Source organism: Aeromicrobium sp. (assembly GCF_049586495.1).
Taxonomy (GTDB): Bacteria; Actinomycetota; Actinomycetes; order Propionibacteriales; family Nocardioidaceae; genus Aeromicrobium.
In genome coordinates this window covers 1-2387 of sequence record NZ_JBAVCB010000103.1, presented here as the reverse complement: position 1 = coordinate 2387, position 2387 = coordinate 1, and the positions used below count along the sequence as shown (strand labels likewise).

3 protein-coding genes are annotated in these 2387 nt (G+C 67.7%); all 3 read left to right on the top strand.

Annotated features, from left to right (window positions below):
- On the top strand, positions 1-967 hold a 967-nt coding region (locus WB508_RS05800), incomplete at its 5' end, for a cation:proton antiporter (RefSeq protein WP_423843935.1).
- 98 nt (positions 968-1065) lie between these two features.
- A complete protein-coding gene (locus WB508_RS05795; RefSeq protein ID WP_423843934.1) occupies positions 1066-1560 on the top strand; it encodes a DUF421 domain-containing protein in 495 nt (164 codons plus the stop codon).
- Between the two features lie 22 nt (positions 1561-1582).
- Positions 1583-2387, top strand: an 805-nt coding sequence (locus WB508_RS05790; RefSeq protein ID WP_423843933.1) for a 1-acyl-sn-glycerol-3-phosphate acyltransferase, incomplete at its 3' end; no start/stop codon positions are given.

The following is a 2387-nucleotide window of genomic DNA, read 5'->3' as shown; positions in this document are numbered from 1 at the left end:
GTTAACGATCCTCGCGGGACCGGCCGTGGCGGCGGTGCTGTTCGACTCGCTGACGCTGGTCGAGGCCGGGTTGATCGCAGCCATTTTGGCGCCCACCGACGCGGCCCTCGGTCAGGCGGTCGTCAGCGACATGCGCCTACCGGCACGTGTTCGTCAGACGCTCAACGTCGAGAGCGGCCTAAACGACGGCATCATGGTGCCGGTCGTCACGGTTCTGCTGGCTCTGGCGGTCGTCGAGACTGACCCGACCGGTGCTGGCGGGTGGGGTGGGTTCGTCGCCGGACAGCTGGGCTTCGGCGTGGGGGCCGGACTGATCGCAGGAGCCGTGGGCGGCTGGCTGCTCCATCGTCGTTCGTCTGCCGACGAGCTCGAGGGGACCTACCGCCAGTTGGCCGGTCTCGCCGTCGCCGTGGCCGCGTTCGCAGGGGCCGAGGTCGTCGGGGGTAACGGCTTCATCGCCGCCTTCGTCGCCGGGCTGGCCTTCGCACGAGTGGCGTCAGAGGAGTGCGCCGACGTCCAGGACCTCACCGAGGACGAGGGTGAGTTGCTCACGGCACTGACCTTCGTGGTCTTCGGCGCGGCCCTCGCGGCCCCGCGGCTATCGGACCTGACCTGGCAGATTGGCGTGTACGCGGTTGCCTCGCTCACCCTCGTGCGGATCGTCCCGGTGCTGATCGCGCTCGCGCGCACCGGAACCCTGCTCGAGACCAGGCTCTTCATGGGCTGGTTCGGCCCCCGGGGGCTGGCCTCGATCCTGTTCGCGTTGCTAGTGTCGCAGGAGCTGACCGGACCGGAAGCGGACACCATCCTGGCGATCGCCGTGTGGACGGTGCTTTCGAGCGTCTTTGCTCACGGCGTGAGCGCCAGCACGTGGGCCGGCCGCCTCGGCAAGCGAATCGGCAAAGGCCACGACCAGATGGCCGAGAAGCAGCACATGCCCGAGCTGCCCACCCGCCGCGAGTCCTGAGTCATACCGGCGCTGCCAGCCTGATCGTGAGAGCCTCGTGACCCAGCAGTGTGGGCCGGGACGAACCAGGCCTGCGCGGTACCGACGAGAGGACGACCGTGTTCTTCGACAGCTTCTCCGACCTGCTCCGCGTGATCGTGGTGACGCCCCTGGCCTACGTCTGGTTGGTGGTGGTGCTTCGCATCAGCGGCAAGCGGACCCTCGCGCAGCTCAACGCCTTCGACTTCATCGTCACGGTGGCTCTCGGTTCGACCTTGGCGACCGTCCTCCTCAGCAGCTCCGTGGCCTGGACCGAGGGCGCCACTGCGCTCGGCATGCTCACGGTGCTGCAGTTCGTCGTGGCGATGCTCTCCGTTCGCGTGTCGTGGTTCCGCCGCCTGGTGACGTCGACACCCTCGGTTCTCCTGCGCGATGGCCAACTCGTCCGCGAGACGTTGATGCGGGAGCGGGTCTCCGAGGCGAGTGTGCATCAAGCCGTGCGGCAGAGCGGGTTCGGCGGGCTCGAGCACGTGGCGTTGGCCGTGCTGGAGAACAACGGCTCGATCAGCGTCATCCCGACCGGGCAGCGGGGCAGTGGATCCGCGCTGCTGTGACGCACACCACTAGGCTGCCTGCATGACCAACGTCGATGACGAACGCCGGGCTGTCGAGCTGGTGATGGGCACGACTCAGTATGCCGAGGCGATTGCCGCTCTCGCCGAGCGAACGGGGCGCACCGACGCTGACCTGCAGAACGACTCCCAAGCCGCGCTGGAGGAGATGTCGGCGTACGTCGATGAGTCAGCCTCGCGGGTCTGGGATCGGATGGGCCGCTGGTTGACCCGCTCCTACGAGGTCGACGTCGACTCCAGCAAGCTGGCGGACCTGGCCGAGCTCGGGCGCCGACACTCGTTGGTGTTCCTGCCCAACCACCGCTCCTACCTCGACCCGCTGGTCCTTCGGGCGGCCACGACCGGGCACGGCTTTCCAAGCAACTACACCTTGGGCGGAAACAACCTCGCCATCTGGCCGCTGTCCAAGCTGGGAAAGCGCAGCGGATTGATCTTCATCCGACGTTCCACGCGCGACGATCCGGTCTACCCGGCCATGCTGCGTCTCTACCTGGGATTCCTGCTACGTCAGCACGCGAATCTGGAGTGGTACTTCGAGGGAGGTCGAACCCGCACCGGGAAGCTCCGGCCGCCGCGCATGGGGGTGCTGCGCTACCTCGTCGATGCCTTCCAGACCAATGGTGATGATTCCGACGACGCCTACCTCGTGCCCGTCTCGATCGTGTACGACCAGCAGCACGAAGTCTCGGCCCTCTCCCGGGAGGAGAGCGGCGGCAAGAAGGTGCCCGAGAGCCTGACGTGGGCCTACCGCTTCGCTCGCGCCCAAGGCCGACGTCGCGGGCGGGTTCACGTGCGCTTCGGTCCACCCC